We start from the raw sequence: 22610 nt of genomic DNA, 5'->3' as shown, positions 1-22610 counted from the left end.
GCCGCTATGCGGCGACCCTCCCCACAGGGGGAAGGGTTAGCTCACATCCCCGTCAGGTCGCTCATCAGGCCGGACGCCACCGATAGCCGCGACACGGTGATGTCGCCGCCTTCGGTCAGCGCCTGCAGCCGCTCGCGGATGCGCGCGACGCGTTCGCCGCCGGCCTCCAGCCAGGCCGCGACGGGATCCGCCGCCGTGCCGTGACCGGTTAGCGCCGCCACCGCTATGCCGCGGCGCGCCACGCCGATCGTGTCGGTGGCGCGCGACAGCGCCAGCTGGTCGTAATAATCAGGCGGCATGATCGAGCGCGCCGCTTCCTCGACGCGCGGGATGCGGAAGGCATCGCTGACCGCAAAGAAGGCCTTGGCCGCGCTGACGATGTCGGCATTGGCGGTGCGCGCGGTGAGCGCGACATCCGGGATCAGTTCGGCCACCTCGGCCAGAGCGAGCTTCTCGGCCAGCTTTTCCGGCGCGCCGCCCTTGAACAGGCCATGCCGCCGCTCCTCGATGCGCTCGCGCGAGAAGGCCGGCAGCAGCGAGGCCAGCTTGGGCTCGAGCGCCTTGCGGGCCTCCTGCAATTCGGCGATGCGCTGGCCGAGCGGCACGGCGCCCGCTTCGTTCTTCAGATACCAGCCGCTGGTCACGAAGATGAGCCGGCTGACCGCCTGATAGAGATCGAGCTGCATCTGGCCGTCGATCTGGTTGTCGAGCGCGTCGATCTCCTTATAGAGCGCCGGCAGGGCGAAACCGTCGCGGACCATGGCGAAGGTGCGCATGACATCGGCCGCCGTGCGGCCCGTGGCTTCCTGCAGCCGGTTGACGAAGGACGGACCGCCGCGGTTGACGAGATCGTTGGCAAGCACGCGCGTGATGATCTCGCGCCGCAGCCGGTGGTCGCGGATCTCGCCGGCGAATTTCTTCGTCATCCGTTCAGGGAAATAACCCATCAGGTCGCGATCGAAATGCGCGTCGTCCGGCACGTCGCTGGCGACGATGTCGGAAAACAGCACGATCTTGGCATAGGCGAGCAGCACGCCGAGCTCGGCCCTGGTCAGCGGTTCGCCGCGCGCCTCGCGCTCGGCAAGCGCCGCCGGCGAAGGCAGCGTCTCGACCGCGCGGTCGAGCAGGCCGCGCGCTTCCAGCGCGGCCATGAAGCGCGCCTGATGCGCGATGTCGGCCAGTCCGCGCTTGCGCGCCAGCGACAGCGCCAACGTCTGCTGGTAGTTGTTGGAGAGCACCAGCGCGCTCACCTCGTCGGTCATCTCGGCGAGCAGCTTGTTGCGCGCCGGTCTGGTCAGCGAGCCTTTGCGCATCGCCGAGGCCAGCGCGATCTTGATGTTGACCTCGACGTCGGAGCAGTTGACGCCACCCGAATTGTCGATGGCGTCCGAATTGCAGCGGCCGCCATTCATACCGAACTCGATGCGCGCCCGCTGCGTGACGCCGAGATTGGCGCCCTCGCCGATGACCTTGGCGCGCAGATCGAGCGCGGTGACGCGGATGGCGTCGTTGGCACGGTCGCCGACATCGGCGTTGCTCTCGCCGGAAGCCCGGACATAGGTGCCGATGCCGCCGAACCACAGAAGGTCGACCGGCGCCTTGAGGATGGCGTTCATGATCTCGACCGGCGTCGCCGTCGTCTTGGCGAGCCCGATCGCGACTGCCGCCGCCTGCGGCAGCGTGATCGATTTCTGGTTGCGCGAGACGATGACGCCGCCTGCCGACAGCTTCGACTTGTCATAGTCCTGCCAGGACGAGCGCGGCAGCGCGAACATGCGCACCCGCTCGGCCATCGAGGCCGCCATGTCCGGGTCGGGATCGATGAAGATGTCGCGGTGGTCGAAGGCGGCGATCAGCCTGGTCTGCGGCGACAACAGCATGCCGTTGCCGAACACGTCGCCCGACATGTCGCCGACGCCGACGACCGTGAAGGGCGAGGTCTGGATGTCGCGGTTGATCTCGCGGAAATGCCGCTTCACCGCCTCCCAGGCGCCCTTGGCGGTGATGCCCATCTTCTTATGGTCGTAGCCGGCCGAGCCACCGCTGGCGAAGGCATCGTCCAGCCAGAAATTGTGCTTTTCGGAAATGGCGTTGGCGGTATCTGAGAAGGTCGCCGTGCCCTTGTCGGCGGCGACGACGAAATAGGGATCGTCCTGGTCGCGCCGCACCACGCCGGCCGGCGGAATGACGCCGTCGACGCCGATATTGTCGGTGATCGAGAGCAGGCTGGAGACAAAGTTCTTGTAGGCCGACGTGCCGGCCTCGAAGATGGCGTCGCGGCCGGCGCTCATTGGCAGCTTCTTCGGATAGAAGCCGCCCTTGGCGCCGACAGGCACGATGACCGCGTTCTTGACCTGCTGCGCCTTGACGAGGCCCAGCACCTCGGTGCGGTAATCCTGGGCGCGGTCCGACCAGCGCAGGCCGCCGCGCGCCACCGGGCCGAACCGCAGATGCACGCCCTCGACCTCGGATCCATAGACGAAGATCTCGCGCCATGGCCGCGGCGCCGGCAGGCCCTCGACCGCCTGCGAGTCGAGCTTGATCGCCAGCGACTGCCCTTTCGCTTTCGTATCGGCTACGAAATGATTGGTGCGCAGCGAGGCTTCGATCAAATTGAGGTAGCGCCGGATGATGGTGTCGTCGTCGATATTGGGCACCTCTTCCAGCGCGTCCTTGATCTTGGCCTTGAGGTGCTTTGCGGCGACCACGCCTTCGGCTTCCGCCGTCGGCCCGAGGCGGGCGACGAACAGCGCATGCAGGCCGCGCGCGATCTCGGGATAACGGTTGAGCGCGGCGGCGATGAAATCCTGGCTCTGCGCAATGCCGGCCTGCTGCAGGTAGCGGCCGTAGGCGCGCAGGATGGTGATCTCGCCAGACCACAGGCCGGCGGTCTGGGCCAGCCCGTTATAGCCGTCATTGTCGACATCGCCACGCCAGACGGAGAGGAAGGCGTCCTCGAACAGCGCGCCGCCGTCGGTGAGATCGATCGGCTTGCCATAGCTGTTCTCCAGTTCCATGTCGTGGATGAAGACTTTGCCGGAAACATCGTCGCCGATCTCGAAGGTGCGCTCGCTGATGACGCGGAAGCCGATATTCTCCAGCACCGGCACGCGGCGCGACAGCGCCACCGGGCTGCCGAAGTGATAGATCTTCAGCGCCGCCTGCTGCAGCTTCTGGTCCCCATGGCGGTAATAGTCGATGGCGATCGGATTTTCGGCGCTGATCCTGGCGATGCGCCCGGCATCTGCCAGCGCCACGGCAGCCGAGAAAGTATCGCGATAGCTTTCCGGGAAGCGCGCCGCGATCGCCTTCAGCGCCGGATCGCTGCCGGCCGCTTCCGCGGCTTCGGAGAGCGCGTCTTCCCACGTGCGCACGATGTCGCGGATCGTCGCTTCAACCGTGGACTGCTCGACCTTCGGCGTCTTGCCGCCCGAGCGGCCGATGATGAAATGCACGCGCGCCAGCCCGCCTTCCGGGAAGGCCGGATAGTAGGCCGACAGCCGGCCCTCGAACACGGTCTTGAGATACGTGCCGACTTTCTCGCGCACGACGCTGTCATAGCGGTCGCGCGGCACGAAGACGATGATGGACACGAACCGGTCGAACTGATCGACGCGCACCAGCGCCCGCACGCGCGGCCGCTCGATGAGTCCCAGAATAGCCATGGCATGCTTGCGCAGAATGGGAATGGGAACCTGGAACAACTCGTCGCGCGGGTAGCTTTCCAGGATGTTGATCAGCGCCTTGCCGGAGTGATCGTGCGGATCGAAACCGGATTTCGAGATCACGGTTTCGGCCTTCGAGCGCAGATAAGGGATCTTCATTACCGAACGCGTGTAGGCGGTCGAGGTGAACAGGCCGACAATGCGCAATTCACCCGCGAGCGCGCCTTTCGAGGTGTAGGTCTTGATGCCGATGTAATCGAGATAGATGCGTCGGTGCACCGACGACTTGGCGTTGGCCTTGGTGACGATCAGCGGTTCCGGCCCATGCAGGAAGGCACGGATTTCGGGCGTCGTCGTCACCGCCTCCGTGCCGCGCCGCAGCACCAGCACATCCGGGTCGGACAGGATACCGAGGCCGGGCTTCTCGGCGCGCTCCAGCGAGCCGCTTTCTTCGCCGCCGACATATTTGAACTCGCGCATGCCGAGGAAGGTGAAATTGTCGTCGCGCAGCCATTCGAGGAAAGCGATCGCCTCGGCGACGCTCTTCTTGTCGAGCGGCACCGCCGAATAGCGGAATTCGGAAATCGCCTGATCGAGCCGGGCAAGCATGCGCTTCCAGTCGACGACGGCGGCGCGGACCTGGGAAAGCGTCTTGCGCAGCCGCTCGGTGAGGCTCTTTGCCTGGTCGGCGGTCAGCCGCGGGATATGGACGTGTACGACGCTCAGCCGGTCGCGCCCGTCATCCTCCTTGCCGCTGTCGCCAAGGACCTCGACGACACCGCTCTTGCCGTGGCGCACGGTGACGATCGGATGGGTGACCAGCGTCGGCTCGCCGCTGGTCTCGGTGATTTCACCGAGGATGGAATCGAAAAGGAACGGCATGTTGTCGTTGACGACGGTGACGACCGTAACCGGCCGGCCGTTGCAGGAAACGCCCGAATCGGCCTCGACGGCAACGACGCTTTCGCCCTTCCTGTGGCCTGCGACCGCCCGGCCAGCGAGCTCGCCTGCCCGTTCGAGGTCGGCCACGTCATAGGCCGCGACATCTTCGGCAGGCGCCCGGGCCAGGAGGTAATCGGCAAGCCTTGCGGGTTTCTCCTCCGCTTTCGCGGCGGCAGCGGCCTTCTTCTTTGGCTTGGATTTCACGCTGGCCATGATGCTTATTCCCTCCCGTCAAATGCTTTTGCGACTATCGTAGCAGATGACCGCCGTTTCGCGACAAAGGTTTGACGACGTATTAAAAAATTCGAACCGACGCCGGGCCTTGCAAAGGGAGAACGACCCATGACCGACAAGATTACCGCGCTCGACCTGGTTCAGGCGGAGCTGAGCGAGGCGACGAAAGCCTATTTCGCCAAATGCGAGGAGAAGCTCGGCCTCGTGCCCAACGTGCTCCTTGCCTATGCCTTCGACGAGAAGAAGCTGCGTGCCTTCACCGACATGTACAACGATCTGATGCTGGGCGAGTCCGGCCTGTCGAAACTGGAGCGCGAGATGATCGCCGTGGTCGTCTCCTCGATCAACAACTGCTTCTACTGCCTGACCGCGCATGGCGCCGCGGTGCGCCAGCTGTCAGGCGAGCCGGCGCTAGGCGAGATGATGGTGATGAATTTTCGCGCCGCCGGGCTGCCGGACCGCCAGCAGGCCATGCTGGAATTCGCCGTGAAGCTGACGGAAGAGCCGGCCAAGATCGTCGAGGCCGACCGCGCAGCCTTGCGTCGGGCCGGCTTCTCCGACCGCGACATCTGGGACATCGCTTCGACCGCCGCCTTCTTCAACATGTCGAATAGGGTGGCGTCCGCCGTCGACATGCGGCCGAACCCCGAATACCACGCCATGGCGCGGTGAGGCTCGCAGGCTTTACATTAGCAACATCGAATTTTTCATTGCCCGCCCAGCCGTTTGGTCCGATGATCAGGATTGCGGCGTAGCCGCGTATCGGATTGCGGCGTGGCCGCGTCCTGCGGCGTGGCCGCATGCCGGTTCGACGCCGCCGACAAGGGAGGAGAACATGGCGAAATTTCTCTATGTCTATCATGGCTCCGGCAAGATGCCGACCGACGAAGCTGAACGAAAGGCGGCGATGGATGCCTGGACCGGCTGGTATGGCAAGCTCGGCTCGGCCGTGGTCGACGGCGGCAATCCGGTGGGCATGTCGAAGACGGTGCTACCCAGCGGGAAGGTCGAGAACAATGGCGGCGCCAATCCGGCAGCCGGCTATACGATCGTGGAGGCCAAGGACATCGACGATGCCGTCGCCAAGGCGAAGGATTGCCCGATCCTGATGGACCCGGCCTTCAGCGTCGAGATTGCCCCTATCATCGAAGTGATGTGAGGCAAGAGGCGTGTTCGGATTAAAGTGAGGCCAGCCGGTCTCACCTGAACAATAATGCAGGTCAAGAACGTGCGGCGATAGCGGCGGCAGCGCCTGCCATCGTCGTCGCGTTGACGCGGTTGGCGATCTTCATGGCGCGCTTGCTCTTCAGCAGCCGGCGCGCCTGGGCAGCGGCCAGCACCCAGGCGAGGTTGATGACGACCAGCACAACGGCCATGGTCAGCGTCAGCTCGACCCAGCCGACCACGCTCACCGAGGCAAGATCGATGATGGTCGGCAGCAGCGCCAGATAGAACATCATGATCTTGGGGTTGCCGAGCGTCACTGCCATGCCGGCAAAGAACAGTTTCACGGCCGAATCCTCGCGCGGCATCTCGCCTTCCTTCGCCTCGACCGGCGCCGTCCACATCTTGAACGCCAGCCAGGCGAGATAGGCCACGCCCACCCACTTCACGACGACGAAGGCGTAGTGGAAGGTCTGCGCCACGGCCGCGAGCCCGAACACCGCCAGCGACAGCCAGATGCCCTCGCCGATCCACATGGCCAGCAGGAACGGGAAGACGTCGCGGAACCTCTTCGAGATCACGCGCGCCACAAGGGCTGCGATCGACGGGCCGGGCGAGCCGGCGGCGACGAACAGGGCAGCGGCGAAGATCAGCAGCGAGGCGAGATGCATGGCGGACCTCTTCGATTGGGGCTGGCTGCCATACTAGCCAGCGAAAGCAACATTGGCAAAGATGCGGCAATCGCTGATGCTGGCGCCGCCCCTCATCTGGCTGCCGCCATCTTCTCCCCGTAACGGGGCGAAGGGCGATGTCGCCACCGGCTTCGCCAATCATCAGCGTTGCAGGAAAGCGCCTACGCCGCGATCAGGTCCTTTCTCCCCGTTCACGGGGAGAAACGCCCGGCAGGGCAATGAGGGGCAGCGCCTACCTCGGCCGTTAAGCCTTGTCCCTTCGTCATCCTGCCGCTAGAAGAGCCGACCCTTTATCCATTTCGAGCATCACTTTGCCTCAGTAACCACCGGTCTCGCCAACTCCCCTGAATGCACCGCAGGCGCAGCTTTAGCCGCCCTGCACCTTATTCACGTGTTCTTCAGGCGGCGGTTCGAGACCGGTTTGGCATTGCTGAGCCGCGCGTCATCCACGCCGACGCCTGATTTAAACACGCAGTCTTCGCCACGCCGTGCCCTTGGGGCATCTCGGACATTGCCGGCCTGACGGACTTCCCGATGGGAAGGGCCTACCGGCATGTCTCGAACTTTGCGTATCCGTTGGACGATCGCGCCCGCGATCGCACCTCGACCTCTTATCAACTGCAACCGCTGCGGCGGCGTCAGGCCCTATCAGTGCGGCGAGAAATTTCGCGTCAACGCCAACGGCAAGCGCATCGACGCGTGGCTGATCTACCGCTGCACGGGCTGCGAGAACTCCTGGAATTTCACCATCCTGGAACGGCGAAACCGCCGCGACATCGAGCCTTCGCTGCTCACCGCGCTTGAAGGCAACGATCCGGCGCTTGTCCGGCGCTACGCTTTCGACAGCGCCACACTGCGCAACCGGGCCGGTCGGATCGAGGAATTCGCCGACATCACGGTCGGGAAGAAGCTTCTGGACGGAGAGCCGGAACACGCGGCCGCGCTGGAGCTCGGGCTTCGGCTCGAGGGCACGACGCCTTTGCGGCTGGATCGCCTGCTTGCCGGCGAACTCGGCCTTTCGCGATCAAGGCTACAGGCCCTGGAGGACCGGGAGCGGCTGACTGTCGAGCCCGACGGCGCCAGGGCCTTGCGCAAGCCCGTGCGCGACGGCCTGGCGGTGCGCATCGATCTGGCCGACGAGGCGGATTGCAGCGCTGTCCTGTCGGCCGCGAGCGGCTGAAACGAAAAGAGGGAGCAATGCCCCCTCTTTTGAACCCTTCCCTGGAAGGCTTACGCCGCGCCCATCACCTTGGCCGCCTTCTCGGAGCGCTTGCGCTCGTTCGGGTCGAGATAGAGCTTGCGCAGACGGATGGTCTTCGGCGTCACCTCGACCAGCTCGTCGTCCTGGATCCAGGCCAGCGCGCGCTCCAGCGTCATGCGGACCGGCGGCGTCAGCTTCACCGCTTCGTCCTTGCCGGCGGCGCGGATGTTGGTGAGCTTCTTGCCCTTGAGCACGTTCACCTCGAGGTCGTTGTCGCGCGAATGGATGCCGATGATCATGCCCTGATAGACCTTGACGCCGGGGTCGATGATCATCGGGCCGCGGTCTTCCAGGTTCCACATCGCATAGGCGACCGACTCGCCCTGCTCGTTGGCGATCAGCACGCCGTTGGTGCGGCCGGGCAGTTCGCCCTTGTAGGGCTCATAGGCAAAGAACAGCCGGTTCATCACCGCGGTGCCGCGCGTATCGGTCAACAGCTCCGACTGGTAGCCGATCAGGCCGCGCGTCGGGGCGTGGAAGACCAGGCGCTGGCGGTTGCCGCCCGATGGACGCAGCTCGACCATCTCGGCCTTGCGCTCCGACATTTTCTGCACGACGACGCCGGCATGCTCCTCGTCGACGTCGATGACGACTTCCTCGACCGGCTCCAGCAGCTGGCCGTCATCGCCCTTCTGCATGACGACGCGCGGGCGCGACACGGCGAGTTCGAAGCCCTCGCGGCGCATCGTCTCGATCAGCACCGCCAGCTGCAATTCGCCGCGGCCCGAGACGAAGAAGGAATCCTTCTCCGCCGATTCCTCGATCTTGAGCGCCACATTGCCCTCGGCCTCGCGCAGCAGGCGGTCGCGGATGACGCGGCTGGTCACCTTGTCGCCCTCGGTGCCGGCAAGCGGGCTGTCGTTGACGAGGAAGGACATGGTCACGGTCGGCGGGTCGATCGGCTGTGCATGCAGCGGCTCGCTCACCGCCGGGTCGCAGAACGTGTCGGCGACGGTGCCCTTCGACAGGCCGGCGATTGCAACGATGTCGCCCGCTTGGGCTTCCTCGATCGGCTGGCGCTCGAGGCCACGGAAGGCGAGAATCTTGGAAATGCGGCCCGTCTCGATCTGCGCGCCGTCGTGGTGCAGCACCTTGACCGCCTGATTGGCCTTCAGCGTGCCGGATTCGATGCGGCCAGTGATGATGCGGCCGAGGAACGGATTGGCTTCGAGAATGGTGCCGATCATGCGGAAAGGACCGGGATGGACGGTCGGCGCCGGCACATGCTTGACGACGAGGTCGAACAGCGGCGCCAGCCCCTGGTCCTTCGGGCCTTCCGGATTTTCCGAGACCCAGCCGTCGCGGCCCGAACCGTAGAGGATCGGGAAGTCGAGCTGCTCGTCGGTGGCGTCGAGCGCGGCGAAGAGGTCGAACACCTCGTTGACCACTTCGATATGGCGGGCGTCCGGACGGTCGATCTTGTTGATGACGACGATCGGCTTGAGGCCCACCTTGAGCGCCTTGCCGACAACGAACTTGGTCTGCGGCATCGGGCCTTCGGCGGCGTCGACGAGCACGATCGCCGAATCCACCATCGACAGGATGCGCTCGACCTCGCCGCCAAAATCGGCGTGTCCGGGCGTGTCGACGATGTTGATGCGGGTGCCATGCCAGTCGACCGAGGTCGCCTTGGCCAGGATGGTGATGCCGCGTTCCTTTTCGAGGTCGTTGGAGTCCATGGCGCGCTCGGCGACGCGCTGGTTGTCGCGGAAGGCGCCGGACTGTTTCAGGAGCTGGTCGACGAGGGTGGTTTTGCCATGGTCGACATGCGCGATGATCGCGATATTGCGGAGGTTCATTGTCTGGTCTCGGGAGTGTTGCAGGCAGCAGGCCCAAAGGCGCCGCCATTTTCGATTGGGCGGCTCATACAAGGTTTTTCGCAATTGCGAAAGGGGAGGCCCCGCCCCAAATAGATGGTCACTGATTCTTAAACGTCTTGGTGTGAAGTGATTTTGTTAACCAAGGCGGAACCTTTGAGGGGCCGGGCAGTTCGATGTTCATGACCGATCAGATGTCCAGATTGCGTCCGGTTTTTGCGTGGGCGTCGCTTGCCGGGCTGGTCGCGGCGGGGGCCGCGCAGTCGGCTGCCGTGCTGCGCGAAGCCAATCCGGCGCGTCCGGACGACGCCAAGACCGTCGAACAGATGTTCGCCGATGCTCCCGACGGCGTCGACCCCGTCGTCACCGGCCCGGTCAGGGCCGCCTTCAAGCAACGCCAGAAGGATGCCAGCTGCGACACGGCGGTATGGCCGAACATTCCGAGAGCCTGTTATCCGGATTGAGCTTCGCGGCGGCTGTCTGACTAGGATAGCACTCCGGCGCACCCCCTCTGCCCTACCGGGCATCTCCCCCGCAAGGGGGAGATTAGATGTCACGCCGGCTTTCGCCAATCGCCGACGTCGCAGAAAAAGCGCCGGCGACGGAGCTGCCGATCTCCCCCCTTGCGGGCCCCAAGGGGGAGAATGTCCGGCAGGACAGAGGGGGTGCCTCGCGCCGACCTTACGCCGACCGCACCGGGTCCAGCGTAACCTTGTAGAGCTCGTTGTCGTCGCGATCCATCAGCCGCACGGTGAGCTGTTCGGTCGCGCCGGAAATATCGACCAGCCCGAAGAACTGCAGGCCGGCTGATGGCGGCAGGTTCTGGCCTTGTTCGGCAGTCGGCGCCTTGATGAACTTCAGCTCGGGCCCGAAAGTCATGTCGAGGTCGTTGGGGCCGAAGGTGCCGGCGTGGATCGGGCCGGAGACGAACTCCCAGAACGGGTTGAAATCCTGGAACTGCGCCTTGTCGGGGTTGTAGTAATGCGCCGCCGTGTAGTGAACGTCGGCCGTGAGCCACACCGTATCGGTAATGCCGGCATTCTTGATGAAACGCAGCACGTCGGCGAATTCGAGCTCGCGGCCCTTTGGCGCGCCATTGTCGTTGTTGCTGACGGCCTCGAAGCCGGCCTTCTTGGCCGCGTCGTCCCAGACGACGAGGCCGAGTGGCATGTCTGCGGCGATGATCTTCCACGTCGCCTTGGAATTGGCGAGCTCACGCTTCAGCCACTTGGACTGCTCCTCGCCGATCATGCGCGACTTCGGCGTCAGCGTTTCCTGCAGGTTGGGGCCGTTGGGGCCACGATAGGAGCGCATGTCGAGGAAGAAGACGTCGAGCAGCGGCCCGTGCGAGATCTTGCGATAGACGCGGCCCGGCTCCGACGGCTCGTAGCGGATGGTCGTCATTTCATGGAAGGCGCGCGCCGCGCGCGCCGCCAGCACATGGATGGACTTTTCCTTGTAGCGGTCGTCGGCGGTCAGGTTCTTCGAGTCCGACCAGTTGTTCAGCACCTCGTGGTCGTCCCACTGGTAGAAGGTCGGGCAGATGGCGCTAAGCGCGAGCACGTGCTTGTCCATCATGTTGTATTTCCACTGGTCGCGGTACTCGTCCAGCGTCTCGGCCACCTTGCGCTTGCCGTCGATCATGACGACGTTCTTCCACTTGCCGCCGCCGGGCAGGTCGACCTCATCCTTCATGGCGCCGTCGGCATAGATCGTGTCGCCGGAATGCAGGAAGAAGTCCGGGGTGTGCTTGGCGATGGTCGAGTAGGTCTTCATGCCGGTCTCGTCGATGCCCCAGCCCTGGCCGGCGGTGTCGCCCGACCAGGCGAAGCGCACGTCGCGCTTCGAGGCCGGGGCCGTGCGGAATCGGCCGACGATCGGCTCGGAGAGCATGTTGACGTCGGAGAGGTCGGCCGCCGTCATGCGGTAGAAGATGTCCTGGTCCGCGGCGAGGTCGGTGAGCAGCCGCTTCACCGTGTAGTCGCTGGCCGGAGAGGTATCGAGCGGCGCGAGCCTCGCCGCATTGGCGAAGCTTTCGGTGGTCGACACTTCATACATCACGCGCGCCGGACGGTCGGTGCGGGTCCACACCATGCCGGAGGTGGCGTCGACGTCGCCGGACTGGACGCCGTGGGTGAAGGCCGGGCGCTGGCTGGCGCGGGAATAATAGGGCAGAGCGAGACCGGAGGCGCCGACCAGGCCAAAGGCGCTGGCTGAAGTGACGAAAGCGCGGCGGGTCAACGAGAGCTTGTTCATGGCTGTCTCCGGATGGCATTGAACGGGACCGCCAAGCTGCTGCGTCAATGTTTCAGGCGCATATCGGAACCATGAAGTTTTGATAACAGTGAACAGGGCGCTCTTCCCCTTCTCCCCTTTTGGGAGAAGGTGGATCGGCGCCCAGCGCCGAGACGGATGAGGGGTGTTCCAGCGGAGTGAGTCGTTGATGTTCCGGCTGAGCGAAGCGCTGGCGTTACCTGGAGCACCCCTCATCCGACCGAGCTTCGCTCAGCCACCTTCTCCCCACAGGGGAGAAGGTGAAGGGCGGCTCAAACCGCCTGCGGCTCCGGCTCGAAGGCCGGCCGGCTCGTATTGATCAAGAGCGAGATACAGGCCGCCGCGATACCCGTCATGCCGGCAATCAGGAACGCCAGTTCGTAATTGCCCTGCAGCTCGCGCATGGTGCCGCCGAAGGCAGCGGCTGCCGCCGCGCCCACCTGGTGGCCGGCGACGATCCAGCCGAACACGATCGGACCGCTGCGGTCGCCGAAGGCTTCGTTGGCAAGCCGCAGCGTCGGCGGCACCGTGGCGATCCAGTCGAGCCCGTAGAGCACGGCGAAGATGATCAGGCTGGTCGCCGAGAAGCCGGAATAGGGCAGATAGATCAACGACAGGCCGCGCACGGCATAATAGACGCCGAGCAGCTTGCGCGGATCGAAACGATCGGTGAGCCAGCCTGACAGGGTCGTGCCGATCAGGTCGAAGATGCCCATCATCGACAAGAGGCCTGCCGCCTGCACCTCGCCGATGCCCATGTCGCCGCAGAAGGCGATGAGATGCGTGCCGACGAGGCCGTTGGTGGTGAAGCCGCAGATGAAGAAGGTGGCGAACAGATACCAGAACACGCGGGTGCCGGCGGCGCGGCGGAGCGTATTGAGCGTATGCGCCAGGAAATTGCCCTGCGAAGCCGGCGAGGCCGGCGGCACGTCGTCGGCGTCGGCGCCAAAACGCACCTGACCGATCGAGGCGGGGCGTTCCGGCACCAGCAGCCAGACCAGCGGCAGAAGGCAGGCGGTGGCGATGGAAATCGCGATAGCGACCGGCTTCCAGCCGCCCGACTGCGCGAGCGCGGCGAGCAGCGGCAGGAACACCAAGAGGCCGGTGGCGCTGGAGGCCGACATCAGCCCCATCACCAGGCCGCGATTGGTCTTGAACCAGCGATTGACGATGGTGGCGCCGAGCACGGTGGCGACCGCACCCGAGCCGATGCCGGAAAACACCCCCCATGTGATCAGCAGATGCCACGGCTTGGTCATCAAAAGGCTGAGCGCCGTCGAGCCCGACATGATAAGCAATGAGGCCAGCAGCGTCCGGCGCAGACCTATCCGCTCCATCAGCGCCGCGGCAAATGGTCCGGTCAGGCCATAGAGGAAAATACCGGTCGCAGCGGCCAGCGAAACGACATCGCGCCGCCAGCCGAAACTATTTTCCAGCGGCACCATCATGACGGCAGGCGCCGAACGAAGCCCGGCCGCGATCAGCAGGCAGAGGAAGATGACGGCAACGACGACGAAGGCGTAGCGCTGGCCAAACGGACGGGACTGGGTTATCATGTTACTGACCGGTACGTTGCAATGGAATGAAGCCATACATACGTACCGGTCAGTAACATTGTCAAGCGAGTTGTTTGCATGCCATCGGACAATAAAACTGATGCATCGTTGAGCGGGGCCCCGGTCCCGAAGGCGGCGGACAAAATCCTGGACGTGGCGCGCGACCTTTTTTATCGCGAGGGCATCCGGGCGATTGGCGTCGACGAGATCGTCAGGCGCGCGGGCGTCACCAAGCCAAGCCTCTATCGCAGCTTCCCGTCAAAGGACGAACTCGCTGCCTCCTATCTGCGCAAATATGATCTCGAATTCTGGGAACGCTTCGACGAAGCCGTCGACGCGCATCCGGGCAATCCGCGCGCCCAGATCATCGCGTTCCTGACCCGCGTCGGCAAACGCACGCAGAAGCCCGACTATCGCGGCTGCGGCATGACCAACGCGGCGGTGGAATATCCCGAGCGCGGGCATCCCGCGCGGGTGGTGAGCGAGAACAACAAAGTGGAACTGCGCCGGCGCCTGCGCGCCATGGCGGCCGCGATGGGCGCGAGCGATTCCGACACGCTCGGCGACGGGCTGCTGCTCCTTATCGAAGGCGCTTACATCAGCGGGCAGCTTTTCGGCCTGGGCGGGCCGGCGGCGGCGGTGGCCCGCAACGCCGACCTGCTGATCGAAGCGAGCTTGAAGAAATAGCGATTGACGTTACGCTCATGGCAACCTCCACCGGGGACGTGCCCATGCGTGCTGTTCTGATCCCGCTCGCCCTCGCCGGGTCCTGCCAGGCAGCCGTTTCCGGCGACATCTCCAGCGCCTACACCGATCTCGACTGGAAGAAGGACTGCGTCACCTATGCCCAGGCCGCGGAAGGCGACGGCGACTGGGCGAGCCTCGTCTGCTCGGGCTATCGCGGCTACCCCGTCCTGATCGGTTACGATGATGCGCGCGAATCCGTCTATTACGGCTTTCCATCGGACGACATGACCGCGGTCTGGGAAAGCTTCACCGCCTTCAACGGTTCCGGCCCGAAGGTGGAATGGCGGATCGAGACGAACGGCGATGTCGCCGTCCCGTTCGCCGCCATTCATCGCCGCTCCGTCAGCAACCCCGAAGACGAGAAGAAGTCGATCGAGGTGCTGGTTGTCGCCAAGGTCGCTCAGCCGGAAGAGCACCAGGGCTGCACGATTGGACTGGTGCTCGCCACCGGCAACGCACAGGCCAACGACCAGGCGCGCAAGCTCGCCGACGACAAGGCGAAGACCTTCGCCTGCGGCAAGGACAAGCGCGAAGTCGTCGGCGACGTGCCGCCGTTCGGCCGGGTGGATAACTAGTGGCACTGCACAGGGATTTTGACCGGTCGACTCTGTTTGCGTTGGCGGGTGGCATGCCTTGGAGATTGGCCGAAACGCCCATCGCGATCGTCATTCTAGGGCGGAGCAGGAGCGAAGCTCCGTCGCGAAGACCCTAGAATCCATGCCGTTACCTTCGCCAAGGCGTGCAACAGAGCAAAATTCTGCATCGCAGCAACGCTTCGAAGTCACGGCATGGATTCTATGGTCTGCGCCGCGTCGCTGCGCTCCTTGCTCCGCCATAGAATGACGACGTTTGCGCTGTTTTCAAATGAACGGGAAAACCTTACACCAAGACAAAATGGCAATCTTTCAAAATCCCCGTGTCGGGGAACTAGGTGACCGGCGCCCCTGGTATTTGTTCGGCCCCCTCAACCGGAAAGCCTTGCGACCGAAGCAGAGGCCGGCGCTAGTCTTCGATCAATTAGGCCATGGCCGGATCGGGTTCCCTTTCGCCGGCCGGCCAAGTAAAGCGTTGCGCGATCGCAGCCGGTCTCGGGAGGTTCCGCTTGTCCAGTTCTGTCAGCGTCGCGAACCAGCACGGCATGGCGGTGGTCACCATCGACAACCCGCCGGTCAATGCGCTGAGTTTTCACGTCCGCAAACCGCTTTATGAGGCGCTCACCGCGCTGCGCGACGATCCAGCCACCAGGGCCATCGTCATCGCCTGCGCCGGGCGCACTTTCGCGGCCGGCGCCGACATCACCGAATTCGGCAAGCCGGTCGAGCAGCCAGAGCTGCGCGCCATCGTCGCCCTGCTGGAAACCATCGCCAAGCCGACGGTCGCCGCCATCCACGGCACGGCGCTGGGCGGCGGGCTGGAACTGGCGCTCGGCTGCCATTTTCGTGTCGCCGACCTGGGCGCCAAGCTTGGCCTGCCGGAAGTGAAGCTCGGTCTGCTGCCCGGCGGCGGCGGCACGGTGCGCCTGCCGCGCCTGGTGGGTGCCGCCAAAGCGCTCGGCATGATCGTTTCCGGAGCTCCGATCTCGGCCGAAGAGGCGAAGGCGGCCGGTCTTGCCGATGCGGTCGTCGACGGCGATCTGTTGGCGGAGGCGGTTCGTTTCGCAGGCGAAATGGCTCGTCGAGGCGGCCCGTTCGTGCCGGTGCGCAACCGCAACGACCGCCTTGCCGGAACCGATCTTTCCACTTTCGACGCCCAGGCGGCAGAGCTCGCCAGGAAGGCGCGCGGACTGGAAGCGCCGCTGGCCTGCGCCGAGGCGGTGCACAATGCGATCACCTTGCCGTTCGACGAGGCGCTTGCCGCCGAGCGGCAACTGTTCCTGAGGCTCGTTTCCGGCGACCAGTCGCGCGCGCAGCGGCATCTGTTCTTCGCCGAACGCGAGGCGGCGAAGATACCTGGCAAGGATCTGCAGAAGCGCCGGATTGTCCGCGTCGGCATCATCGGCGCCGGCACGATGGGCGGCGGCATCGCCATGGCTTTCGCCAATGGCGGGTTTCCGGTCACCTTGCTGGAGACCGGCGACGAGGCGTTGCAGCGCGGTCTGGCCATGATCGAGAAGAATTATGCCGTCTCGGTCAGCCGCGGTACGCTGACGGAGGAGGCAAGGCAGCAGCGGCTCAGCCTGTTCAAGGGCAGCACCGATCATGCCGATCTCGCCGATTGCGATTTGATCATCGAGGCCGTGTTCGAGGACATGGCGGTGAAGAAGCAGGTCTTCGGCAAGCTCGATGCCGTCGCCAAACCCGGCGCGATCCTCGCCACCAACACTTCCTATCTCGACGTCGATGCGATCGCCGACTCGACGTCGCGGCCGCGGGACGTGCTCGGCATGCATTTCTTTTCGCCGGCAAATGTCATGAAGCTCTTGGAAATCGTTCGCGCCGAGAAAACGGCGCCCGAGGTGCTGGCCACGGTCGCCGATCTCGCCCGGCGCATCGGCAAGGTGGCGGTCGTCGTCGGCGTCTGCCACGGCTTCGTCGGCAACCGCATGCTGTCCGCGCGTGGCGCGGAAAACGAGTTCCTGCTGCTCGAAGGCGCGACACCCGCCCAGGTCGACAAGGCGTTCACCGATTTCGGCTGGCCGATGGGTCCGTTCCAGATGGGCGATCTCGCCGGCCTCGACATCGGCTGGCGCAACCGCAAGGCGCGCGGCCAGACGGCGGTCATTGCCGACACGCTTTGCGAACAGGGCCGCTTCGGCCAGAAGACCGGGCGTGGCTGGTATCGCTATGACAGCGGCTCGCGTGATCCGGTCGCGGACCCGGAAATCGACGCGTTGATCCGCGCCAAGGCGGCAGAACTGGGGGTTGCGCAACGCGAGATTGGCGCTGACGAAATCATCGAGCGCACGCTCTATCCGCTGGTCAACGAGGGCGCGAAAATCCTCGAGGAAGGTATTGCGGCCCGCGCCTCCGACATCGATGTCGTCTGGGTCAACGGCTACGGCTTCCCGATCGGCAAGGGCGGGCCGATGTTCTGGGCCGGGCTTGAAGGGGCGGGCAGGATCGTCGAGCGGCTGGAGTATTGGCATGCGCAAACCGGCCGGGCGATCTTCGAGCCGGCGCCGCTATTGAAAAGGTTTGCCGAGACGGGGAGTTGGATTGCGAGCGGATAGGGCAGACGCCGAGATCCTTCGCGCCCCCCTCTGCCCTGCCGGGCATCTCCCCCACAAGGGGGGAGATTGGCAGCTTGGGCGCCTCGCTCTTCCTGCCACGCTGATAATTGGCGAAAGCAGGCGCAACGTCTGATCTCCCCCCAAGTGGGGGAGATGGCCGGCAGGCCAGAGGGGGGCGCTGTCCCGCCTGCGCTTCCAGGCTCCCACTGTCCCTATCCATCAAATTTGACCATGTGGACAAAACTCAGACGCCGTTCCATAGTCCTCGCGTCTGACATTCTTGAACGGCCGGCTCGACACGGCCGTCGAACAGAGGGGAATTCCAAATGGAAAACGAACGTAGCAAAACGCAACGCGCGGGCCTGTCGCGGCGCAACGTGCTGGAACTCGGTGCGCTTGGCCTCGCCGCTTCCGTCCTGCCGGGCGCCGCCTTCGCCAAGGACAAGAAGCTCAAGGTGGCGGCGATCTTCGCCACGCCGATCGAGGAGCCGTGGGACAACCAGATCCATGTCGCCCTGCAGAAGGCCGAGAAGGAACTGGGCATCGAATACAAATGGTCGGAGAAGGTGCAGACCGCCGACTTCAGCCGCGTGATGCGCGAATATGCGCAGGGCGGCTATCAGCTGGTGTTGGGCGACGCCTTCGCCGCCGAGCGCGAGTCGCGCCGCACGGCAAAGCAGTTCCCGAAGACGGCCTGGCTGTTCGGCTCCGGCGCCGGCCCGGCCGAACCGAATTTCGGGGTCTTCGACAACTGGATCCATGAGCCCGCCTACCTCTCCGGCATGATCGCGGGAAAAATGTCGAAGTCGGGCACGGTCGGCGCGGTCGCGGCGATGGGCATTCCGGAAGTGAACCGGCTGGTCAACGCCTTCTTCGCCGGCGCCAAGGAGGTCAATCCGAACGTCAAGAAGAAGGTCGCCTTCATCGGCTCCTTCTTCGATCCGCCCAAGGCCAAGGAAGCGGCGGTGGCGCAGATCGATGCCGGCGTCGACGTCATCTATGCCGAGCGCTTCGGCGTCATCGAGGCCGCGGTGGAAAAGAAGATCTACGCCATCTCCAACATGTCCGACCAGTCGAGCCTCGGCCCGGACACGGTCATCACCGGCCCGGTGTGGGATATGTATCCGACGGTCGAGCAGGCGATCAAACTGGTCAAGGCCGGCGTCTTCACTGCGCAGGACTATGGCGACTTCTCGCGCATGGCCAAGGGCGGCTCCTATCTGGCGCCTTACCACAAGTTCGACAAGACGCTGCCGGCGGATGTGAAGGACCTTGTCGAGAAGAAGAAGGCCGAGATCCTCGAAGGCAATTTCCGCGTCGACGTGGATGAGAACACGCCGGTTTCGGATTAGAGCCAGCGTTCCCCTCCCCCTTGAGGGGAGGGTGGCCCGCAGGGCCGGGAGGGGTCGCACGCGACGCGCTCCATCTCGCTAGATCATAGGTCGAGGCGGTTGAGGTGACCCCTCCCGCCTCGCTTCGCTCGGCACCCTCCCCTCAAGGGGGGGATACCAGGAGTATCCCTTGTCCGCCCCACTCATCGAAATGCGCGGCATCACCAAGAGCTTCGGCGCCGTCAAGGCGAACGAGGCCGTCGATCTCAGCGTCGCGCCCGGCGAGATCCTCGGCCTGCTCGGCGAGAATGGCGCCGGCAAGACCACGCTGATGAACGTGCTGTTTGGCGCCTATGCTCCGGATGCCGGCGAGATCCTGGTCGAGGGCAGGCCGGTCGCAATCCACAATTCGGCCGATGCGCTGGCTGCCGGCATCGGCATGGTGCACCAGCATTTTCACCTGGCGCCGCGGCTGACGGTGCTGGAGAACCTGCTGATCGGCATTCCCGGCAAATCCGGCCGCATCGACCGCGCCGGCGGGCTGGCGCGGCTGAAGGAGATCGGCCGCCAGCATGGCTTGAGCCTCGATCCGAACCTGCCGGTCTCGGCTTTGTCGGTCGGCGAGCAGCAACGGCTGGAAATCATCAAGGCGCTGTTTCGCGGCGCCAGGCTCTTGATCCTCGACGAGCCGACCGCGGTGCTGGCGCCGTCCGAAGTCGATGGCCTGTTCGCCGCCTTGCGCTCCATGGCGGCGCAAGGTCTCGGCATCATCTTCATCTCGCACAAGCTCAACGAGGTGCGCGCGCTCACCCATCGCTGCGTCGTGCTGCGTCTCGGCAAGGTCGCCGGCCGCGTCGACCAGCCGGCACAAACGACCTCGGCCGAAATGGCGAAGCTGATGTGCGGCCACGAGATCGTGCCGCCCACCAGGGAGGCTTCGACGCCCGGCGCTTCCGTGCTGGCGCTCGACAATATTTCCACTTCCGGCCATGCCGGCACGCCACTGCGCGACGTCTCGCTTTCCGTCCGCTCGGGCGAGATCCTCGGCATCGCCGGCGTTTCCGGCAACGGCCAGCGCGCGCTGGCCGACGTCATTTCCGGCATGCTGGCGCCCAGGGCCGGCGCGATGACGATAGCCGGCAAAGCGGTTGAGCAATTCTCGCCGCGCGAGCTGCAGGCGCTCGGCCTCGGCCGCATCCCGGAAGACCGCATGACGACCGGGCTTGTCACCAACCTGCCTTTAGCCGACTCCATGGTGCTGCCGCGCATCGGCACCGAGGCCTTCAGCCGCAAGGGCCTGCTCAATCCCGGCGCCATCCGCGCCTTCGCTGAGGCGCAGATCAGGGCCTATGACATTCGTTGCCCGGGGCCGATGACGCGCGCCGGCGCGCTGTCCGGCGGCAATCTGCAGAAGGCGCTTCTGGCGCGCGAGCTGGCTTTCGACCCGAAGGTGCTGATCGTCTCGCAGCCGACGCGCGGCCTCGACATCGGCGCCGCCCGCTTCATCCATGAAAAGTTCCTCGCCATGCGCGCCAGGGGCTGCGGCATCATCGTCATCGGCGAGGACCTCGAGGAATTGCTGATGCTCTCGGACCGCATCGCGGTGATGTATGAGGGCCGCATCGCCGGCACGGTTTCGGGCGCGGACGCCACGGTCGCGAGGCTTGGCCTCATGATGACCGGCGCGGAGGGTCATGCCTGATGTTTCGCCTGGAAGCGCGCACGTCGACGCCCGCCTGGTTCAATCTCGCGCTGCCGCTCATCGCGATCGCCGCGACGCTCATCCTGTGCAGCGGCCTGATCGCGGTGGCCGGCGCCGGCGTCGTCGAGGCTTATGGCGTCATGCTGTCGGCTTCGCTCGGCGACAGCTACGCCATCACCGAGACGCTGGTGCGCGCGGCACCCATGATCTTTACCGGACTTGCCGTGGCCATCGCCTTCCGCGCCAAATTCTGGAACATCGGCGCCGAGGGCCAGCTGCTGGCCGGCGCGGTAGCTAGCTGCTTCGTCGGCGCGATCCCGATGCCTGGCTATCTCGCCATGCTGTTGATGGCGCTTGTCGGCGCGGCTGCCGGCGCGCTCGTCGCGCTGGTGCCGGCGACGCTGCGTGTGAAATTCAAGGTCGACGATGTGGTCTCCTCACTGTTGCTCAACTCGGTCATCTATTATGCGCTTATGGCGCTGATCGAAGGGCCGTGGAAGGACACGTTCAGCGGCTACCCGATCTCGCCGCCGATCGAAGATTCCGCCAACTTCCCGGTGCTGGTCGAAGGCACAAGGCTGCATCTCGGCGTCATCGTGGCGCTGGTCGCGGCGCCGCTGTGCTGGTTCCTGATCGCGCGCACCACGCTCGGCTTCCGCATCCGCGTCACCGGCGAGAATCCGGAAGCCGCGCGCTATGGCGGCATCAACGTGCGGCGTGTGCTGCTCTCCACCGCGCTGCTCTCCGGCGCGCTGGCCGGGCTCGCCGGCGTCGGCGAGGTCGGCGGCGTCCACTTCCAGGTGATGAGCGACATCTCGCCGGGCTATGGCTATTCCGGCATCGTCGTCGCGATGCTGGCTAGGCTCAACCCGCTGGGCGTGGTGCCGGCGGCGATTTTCCTGGCCGCGGTCATGACCGGCGCCGAGGCGATGTCGCGGGCGACCGGCGTGCCGGCTTTCCTCAGCGACGTCATCCAGGGCACGGCGCTGCTTGCCATGCTGGTGGCGCTGCTCTTCACCGCCTACCGCGTCCGCCGCGTGGGAGCTCTGTCATGAGCGCGGTGTTCGAGCAGATTTTCCAGGTCGGCTTCCTCGCCGCCATCATCCGCATCGCCACGCCTCTGGCCTTCGCCACGCTCGGCGAGATGTTTTCCGAACGCGCCGGCGTGCTCAACCTCGGCATCGAAGGCATCATGCTGCTCTCGGCGATGGCCGGCTTCACCGCCGCCAGCCTGAGCGGCAGCCTATGGTTGGGCGTGCTGGCGGCCGTGCTCACCGGCGCGTTGATGGGCGCGCTGCATGCGCTGTTCACGGTGGCTTTGGGGCTCAGCCAGCATGTCTGCGGCATCGGCGTGACTTTGTTCTGCTCGGGCCTTGCCTATTTCCTCTACCGGCTGATCTTCGGCCAGCAATCGGTGCCGCCCAGCATCGACGGCTTCAAGCCCGTGCCGATCCCGCTGCTGTCCAACATACCGGTGCTTGGCCCAGCGGTGTTCAACCAGTTCGCGCTGGTCTATCTCGCCGTCGTCGCCGTCCCGCTCGCCGCCTTCGTGCTCTACCGCACGCCTTGGGGCTTGTCGGTGCGCATGGTCGGCGAGAACCCGCGCGCGGCCGATTCAGCCGGCGTCAGCGTCATCGCCACGCGCTTCCAGGCGGTCATCCTCGGCGGCGCGCTGATGGGCCTTGCCGGCGCCTTCCTGACCATGGCGCAGTTCAACGCCTTCACCTTCGGCGTCGTCTCCGGCCGCGGCTGGGTGGCGATCGCGCTGGTCGTGTTCGGCCGCTGGGACCCGTGGCGCTCGGCGGGAGCGGCGCTGCTCTTCGCCTTCGTCGACGCGTTGCAGCTCAGGATGCAGGCAAGCGGCCTCGGCCATATTCCCTATGAAGCATTCCTGATGCTGCCCTTCATCTTCACCATCGTCGCCATGGCCTTCATGTCGCGCAACGCAGTCGCGCCTTCGGCGCTGCTGAAGCCGTTTCGACGGGAGGAACGGTAATGCCCTTTTCCTCTCCCTCCGGAGGGGGGAGAGGTGGCGCTGCGAAGCAGCGACGGAGTG

16 protein-coding genes are annotated in these 22610 nt (G+C 65.1%); 11 read left to right on the top strand and 5 right to left on the bottom strand.

The window, feature by feature from the left end; genetic code table 11:
- Positions 1–41: 41 nt before the first annotated feature.
- On the bottom strand, positions 42–4820 hold the full coding sequence (locus F3H96_RS09640; protein ID WP_149791709.1) for an NAD-glutamate dehydrogenase: 4779 nt from the start codon (positions 4818–4820) through the stop codon (positions 42–44).
- A 129-nt stretch (positions 4821–4949) separates the two neighbouring features.
- Between F3H96_RS09640 and F3H96_RS09635 the strand changes: the two genes are divergently transcribed.
- Together F3H96_RS09635 and F3H96_RS09630 are read left to right on the top strand one after the other, a co-directional pair.
- Positions 4950–5513 carry a peroxidase-related enzyme gene (locus F3H96_RS09635; protein ID WP_149791708.1) on the top strand — a complete coding sequence of 188 codons (564 nt, stop codon included), beginning with the start codon at positions 4950–4952 and terminating at the stop codon, positions 5511–5513.
- 163 nt (positions 5514–5676) lie between these two features.
- Positions 5677–6000, top strand: coding sequence for a hypothetical protein (locus tag F3H96_RS09630; protein ID WP_149791707.1), 324 nt, complete (start codon positions 5677–5679; stop codon positions 5998–6000).
- 61 nt (positions 6001–6061) lie between these two features.
- Here F3H96_RS09630 and F3H96_RS09625 read toward each other — a convergent pair whose 3' ends face one another.
- Positions 6062–6676 carry a LysE family translocator gene (locus F3H96_RS09625; RefSeq protein WP_149791706.1) on the bottom strand — a complete coding sequence of 205 codons (615 nt, stop codon included), beginning with the start codon at positions 6674–6676 and terminating at the stop codon, positions 6062–6064.
- Between the two features lie 574 nt (positions 6677–7250).
- Here F3H96_RS09625 and F3H96_RS09620 point away from each other — a divergent pair.
- Positions 7251–7877 (top strand): DUF1062 domain-containing protein, encoded by a 627-nt coding sequence (locus F3H96_RS09620; RefSeq protein WP_149791705.1) that lies wholly within the window; start codon positions 7251–7253, stop codon positions 7875–7877.
- Positions 7878–7927: 50 nt separating this feature from the next.
- Here the strand turns inward: F3H96_RS09620 and typA are convergent, their stop codons facing one another.
- Positions 7928–9757 (bottom strand): translational GTPase TypA, encoded by a 1830-nt coding sequence (typA, locus tag F3H96_RS09615; RefSeq protein ID WP_149791704.1) that lies wholly within the window; start codon positions 9755–9757, stop codon positions 7928–7930.
- A 212-nt stretch (positions 9758–9969) separates the two neighbouring features.
- On the opposite strand from typA, the gene F3H96_RS09610 reads away from it, so the two are divergent.
- The gene (locus F3H96_RS09610; protein WP_244619948.1) at positions 9970–10239 is read left to right on the top strand and encodes a hypothetical protein; all 270 of its coding nucleotides are present in this window, start codon (positions 9970–9972) and stop codon (positions 10237–10239) included.
- Between the two features lie 217 nt (positions 10240–10456).
- On the opposite strand, the gene F3H96_RS09605 is transcribed toward F3H96_RS09610, so the two are convergent.
- Together F3H96_RS09605 and F3H96_RS09600 are read right to left on the bottom strand one after the other, a co-directional pair.
- Positions 10457–12031, bottom strand: a complete 1575-nt coding sequence (locus F3H96_RS09605; protein WP_149791703.1) for an alkaline phosphatase — start codon at positions 12029–12031, stop codon at positions 10457–10459.
- A gap of 290 nt (positions 12032–12321) precedes the next feature.
- On the bottom strand, positions 12322–13605 hold the full coding sequence (locus tag F3H96_RS09600; RefSeq protein ID WP_149791702.1) for an MFS transporter: 1284 nt from the start codon (positions 13603–13605) through the stop codon (positions 12322–12324).
- 78 nt (positions 13606–13683) lie between these two features.
- Between F3H96_RS09600 and F3H96_RS09595 the strand changes: the two genes are divergently transcribed.
- From F3H96_RS09595 to F3H96_RS09560, 7 genes are all read left to right on the top strand, one after another.
- The gene (locus tag F3H96_RS09595; protein ID WP_149791701.1) at positions 13684–14292 is read left to right on the top strand and encodes a TetR/AcrR family transcriptional regulator; all 609 of its coding nucleotides are present in this window, start codon (positions 13684–13686) and stop codon (positions 14290–14292) included.
- Between the two features lie 44 nt (positions 14293–14336).
- A complete protein-coding gene (locus tag F3H96_RS09590; protein ID WP_149791700.1) occupies positions 14337–14927 on the top strand; it encodes a hypothetical protein in 591 nt (196 codons plus the stop codon).
- A 527-nt stretch (positions 14928–15454) separates the two neighbouring features.
- On the top strand, positions 15455–17521 hold the full coding sequence (locus F3H96_RS09585; RefSeq protein WP_188131341.1) for a 3-hydroxyacyl-CoA dehydrogenase NAD-binding domain-containing protein: 2067 nt from the start codon (positions 15455–15457) through the stop codon (positions 17519–17521).
- A gap of 326 nt (positions 17522–17847) precedes the next feature.
- A complete protein-coding gene (locus F3H96_RS09575; RefSeq protein ID WP_149791699.1) occupies positions 17848–18873 on the top strand; it encodes a BMP family protein in 1026 nt (341 codons plus the stop codon).
- 169 nt (positions 18874–19042) lie between these two features.
- Positions 19043–20554: an ABC transporter ATP-binding protein gene (locus F3H96_RS09570; RefSeq protein ID WP_149791698.1), complete on the top strand. Its 1512-nt coding sequence runs from the start codon at positions 19043–19045 to the stop codon at positions 20552–20554.
- Positions 20554–21609: an ABC transporter permease gene (locus F3H96_RS09565; RefSeq protein ID WP_149791697.1), complete on the top strand. Its 1056-nt coding sequence runs from the start codon at positions 20554–20556 to the stop codon at positions 21607–21609. The genes F3H96_RS09570 and F3H96_RS09565 overlap by 1 nt, the downstream gene beginning before the upstream one ends.
- Complete coding sequence (locus tag F3H96_RS09560; RefSeq protein WP_149791696.1) at positions 21606–22550, top strand: ABC transporter permease; 945 nt, start codon at positions 21606–21608, stop codon at positions 22548–22550. The genes F3H96_RS09565 and F3H96_RS09560 overlap by 4 nt, the downstream gene beginning before the upstream one ends.
- Positions 22551–22610: the final 60 nt, after the last annotated feature.

The organism is Mesorhizobium sp. NFR06 (assembly GCF_900115245.1).
Lineage (GTDB): Bacteria > Pseudomonadota > Alphaproteobacteria > Rhizobiales > Rhizobiaceae > Mesorhizobium.
Note: the sequence above shows the minus strand (reverse complement) of the source record. Positions and strands in the feature narration are given on the sequence as shown.